Source organism: Rhodopseudomonas sp., from assembly GCF_036404135.1.
GTDB lineage: Bacteria > Pseudomonadota > Alphaproteobacteria > Rhizobiales > Xanthobacteraceae > Rhodopseudomonas_A.
The window spans coordinates 1-3,966 of the sequence record NZ_DASWPE010000082.1 but is presented as its reverse complement, the minus strand read 5'-3'; the positions used below and the strand labels follow the sequence as shown (position 1 = coordinate 3,966).

The 3,966-nt window shown below is 66.9% G+C and carries 4 protein-coding genes; 2 read left to right on the top strand and 2 right to left on the bottom strand.

Going from position 1 to position 3,966, the window contains the following annotated elements:
• Positions 1 to 794 (bottom strand): aspartate kinase (locus VGC77_RS08920; protein WP_331171213.1); only part of this gene is annotated, 794 nt, incomplete at its 3' end.
• A gap of 325 nt (positions 795 to 1,119) precedes the next feature.
• Between VGC77_RS08920 and ubiG the strand changes: the two genes are divergently transcribed.
• The gene (gene ubiG, locus VGC77_RS08915; protein ID WP_331171212.1) at positions 1,120 to 1,884 is read left to right on the top strand and encodes a bifunctional 2-polyprenyl-6-hydroxyphenol methylase/3-demethylubiquinol 3-O-methyltransferase UbiG; all 765 of its coding nucleotides are present in this window, start codon (positions 1,120 to 1,122) and stop codon (positions 1,882 to 1,884) included.
• A 373-nt stretch (positions 1,885 to 2,257) separates the two neighbouring features.
• The gene (locus VGC77_RS08910; RefSeq protein ID WP_331171211.1) at positions 2,258 to 3,157 is read left to right on the top strand and encodes an EamA family transporter; all 900 of its coding nucleotides are present in this window, start codon (positions 2,258 to 2,260) and stop codon (positions 3,155 to 3,157) included.
• Here VGC77_RS08910 and VGC77_RS08905 read toward each other — a convergent pair whose 3' ends face one another.
• A complete protein-coding gene (locus VGC77_RS08905; RefSeq protein ID WP_331171210.1) occupies positions 3,158 to 3,595 on the bottom strand; it encodes an EamA family transporter in 438 nt (145 codons plus the stop codon).
• Positions 3,596 to 3,966 lie beyond the last annotated feature (371 nt).

The window sequence follows — 3,966 nt, the reverse complement described above, 5'->3', positions numbered from 1 at the left end:
CCGGTGACGACGTGGTTTTCCATGATTTTCTCCTCGCTGCAGATCAGCGTGCCCGGCGGGGTGCCGTGCGGGTCGATGTCTTCCGGCTTGTCGAACGAGGAGCGCACGAAGATCGGCATGTTGTGCACCATGCCGAGCTCGACCGAGCGCACCTGCAGCACCTTGGCGCCCTGCGACGCCAGTTCCAGCATTTCTTCGAACGATACCTTGTCGAGCCGCCTGGCCTTCGGCACCACCCGCGGGTCGGTGGTGTAGACGCCGTCGACGTCGGTGTAGATGTCGCAGCGGTCGGCCTTCAGCGCCGCGGCGATCGCCACCGCCGAGGTATCGGAGCCGCCGCGGCCCAGCGTGGTGATGCGATGGGTGTCCGGGTTGATGCCCTGGAACCCGGCGATCACCGCGACCTCCTTGCGGTCGTCGAATCGCTTGATGATCTCGCTGCCGTCGATCCCGACGATCCGCGCCGAGGCGTGGACGTCGCTGGTCAGGATCGGGATCTGCCAGCCCTGCCAGGACCGCGCCTGGATGCCGAGCGCCTGCAGCGCGATCGCCAGCAGCCCCGAGGTGACCTGCTCGCCCGACGCCACCACGGCGTCGTATTCGCGGGCGTCGTGCAGCGGCGCGGCGTCGCGGCACCACGCCACCAGTTCGTTGGTCTTGCCGGACATCGCCGACACCACCACCGCGACCTGATGGCCGGCGTCGACTTCGCGCTTCACATGCCGTGCGACGTTGCGGATGCGGTCGATATTGGCGACGGACGTGCCGCCGAATTTCATCACGAGCCGGCCCATGACCAATAGTGCAATCCCTGACAACAACGGATAATGATATCGCGGACTCCGCGACGCGGCGCCGGAAGGCGCGTATACATATCGAGGTGGTTGCGGGCAAGCAACCGGCCTCGGCGCCGCGGGCGGAATAGCGTAAGTCTGGCGAAAGCGATTCGAGGCTCGATGCGGCGCTTTATCGACGATAGGCTGCAACCGGGCGCAGGCCTGATCCGGCGCCGCCCGCTGCCAAGCGCGCAGGCCGGCCGCGGCCGGGCCGCGCCGCACAGCATCGCCGCGTCGCCGGCCCGCCATTCGATCATCGCGCGATAGGAGCAACGGCGCATCCATGTCCATGCAATCCAATTCCGCCGACGCGTCGTCGGCCACCGTCGATCCCGCCGAAATCGCCAAGTTCTCGCGGCTGTCGGCGCAATGGTGGGACCCGACCGGCAAGATGGCGCCGCTGCACAAGATCAACCCGCTGCGGCTGTCGTTCATCCGCGACGCCGCCTGCCGCAAGTTCGAGCGCAACGCCAAGAGCCTGAACTGCCTGTCCGGCCTGCGCATGATCGACATCGGCTGCGGCGCCGGGCTGTTGTGCGAGCCGTTCACGCGGCTCGGCGCCCAGCTGATCGGCGTCGATCCCTCCGCCACCAACATCGCGGCGGCGAAGCTGCACGCCGAGAAATCGCAATTGCTGATCGACTATCGCTGCACCACGGTCGAACAGATGGACCCGCGCGAGCGCTTCGACATCGTGCTGGCGATGGAGGTGATCGAGCACGTCACCGACGTCGGCGCGTTCCTGGCGCGCTGCGCCGCGATCACCAAGCCCGGCGGGCTGATGGTGGTGGCGACCCTGAACCGCAATTGGAAGAGTTTTGCGCTGGCGATCGTCGGCGCCGAATATGTGATGCGCTGGCTGCCGCGCGGCACCCATCAATGGGACAAGTTCGTCACCCCGGACGAACTCGCCAAGCACCTGCACAACAACAAGCTCGCGGTCACCGAACAGGCCGGCCTGGTGTACAATCCGCTGGCCGACAAATGGAGCCTGTCCGCCGACATGGACGTCAACTACATGGTGGTGGCGGAAACCGCGGCGGGGTGAGAGCGCGTCACGCCCGGTGTGGCATCGCTGCCGCGCCAGCCGCGAAAGCGCCTGCTCATTCGGGCACCACAGCCCTTGCCACCCACTCCGCCGTCATCCTGAGAGCCCGGCGTAGCCGTAGGGCGAAGCCGGGCGTCTCGAAGGATGGCCGCGAGTCGTCGGCGAGCTGCTGCGCGGGTGCTTTGGCGCCGCATGCACTCTGAGCCGCATCCTTCGAGGCCCTCGCTTCGCTCGGGCGCCTCAGGATGACGACGCTGTGTTTTCGGGTGCGCTGTGTGTGGACGAATCGCATGGCGCCATGCCGCCAGCGCCGTTGACCGGGTCACGCGCGCCCGGCACGATGCCGGCCCGCCCTCGCGCTTCGCAGCCCTTGATGATCACCACCGCCGCGCTCTGGATTCCCTTCACGCTGGTGGCCGCGGTCGGCCAGGTCGCGCGCAACGCCATGCAGCGCTCGCTCACCGGCCCGCTCGGCACCTGGGGCGCCACCAATATCCGCTTCCTGTTCGGCTTTCCGTTCTCTCTGGTGTTCTTCGCGGTGCTGATCGTCGCCACCGGCGATTCCGTGCCGTGGCCTTCGGCGGCGTTCTGGCCGTGGCTGTTGCTCGGCGCGCTGAGCCAGATCCTCGCCACCGGGCTGATGCTGGCGGCGATGAACGACCGCTCCTTCGTGGTCACCACCGCTTACTTGAAGACCGAGGCGATCCAGACCGCGATCTTCGGCTTCGTGTTTCTCGGCGATCATTTGACCTGGCTGAAAGTGTCGGCGATCCTGATCGCCACGCTCGGCGTGGTGATCACCGCGCTGCGGCCGGGCGGCGACAAGGCGTTCACCGATCTGAAGCCGACTATCCAGGGGCTGGTCGCCGCGGCGGCGTTCGCGCTGTCGGCGGTGGGATTCCGCGGCGCCATCATCGTGGTGCCGGACGTGTCGTTCGTCACCGCGGCGTCCTATACACTGGTGTTCGGGCTCGGCGTGCAGACGCTGGTGCTGACGATCTATCTGTTGGCGCGCGCGCCCAAGGTGCTGGCCGACATCCTCCGGCTGTGGAAGCCGTCGATGCTGGCGGGCTTCACCGGCGCGCTGGCCTCGCAATTCTGGTTTCTGGCCTTCGCGCTGACCGCGGCGGCCAATGTGCGGACGCTGGCGCTGGTCGAGGTGCTGTTCGCGCAAGGCGTGGCGTATTACTCGTTCAAACAGCCGTTGTTGCCGCGCGAATTGTTCGGCATCGCGCTGATCGTGGTCGGCGTGGCGCTACTGATCGCCGGCTGATCAGCGCAGCGCGATCAGCACCGCGCCCGCCGCGATCAGGCCGATGCCGAGCCATTGGTTGAGCGAGGGCCGCTCGCCGAGGAACGTCACCGCGAACAGCGCCACCAGCACCACGCTCAATTTGTCGATCGGCGCCACCAGCGACGCCGGCCCGAGTTTCAACGCGCGAAAGTAACACAGCCAGGAGGCCCCGGTGCCGAGCCCGGACAGCACCAGGAACAGCCAGGTCTTGCCGGCGATCGGCGCGGGGGAGGCGAACTTGCCGGTGGCCAACAGGATCAGCGCGAGACTCGCCAGCACCACGATGGTGCGGATGAAGGTGGCGAGATCCGAATCGATATCGGCGACGCCGATCTTGGCGAAGATCGCGGTCAACGCGGCGAACACCGCGGAGGCGACCGCCCAGAATTGCCAGGTCCCCAGCGTCTCGGGGGTCATGCTGCGTTGTGGGTGGTAACAGGGCGGCAACGGCAGCGCGCTCCCTCGCCCCGCTCTTGCGGGGAGAGGGGTGGGGTGAGGGGCGAGCGACCGGCGAATTCCAAGGATGCGCCGAGAGTAGTGCCGAGCCCCTCCGCGGGTCGTCCCTGCGCACGCAGGGACCCATAACCCCGGGCGTTGGCGACGAAGAAAAGGTGTCCCCAACTGTGAAAAGAAGCGAGTCCGCGCCGTATGGGTCCCTGCGTGCGCACTAAGGCATGCACACATCTTGGGTGCGACGGATTGACTCGGGTGTTGCTGGGGGGATTCCAGAATCGGGAATTCGTGTGATCTGTCTTGCGACACTTCGATTTTGACGGGGGTGTCGCATG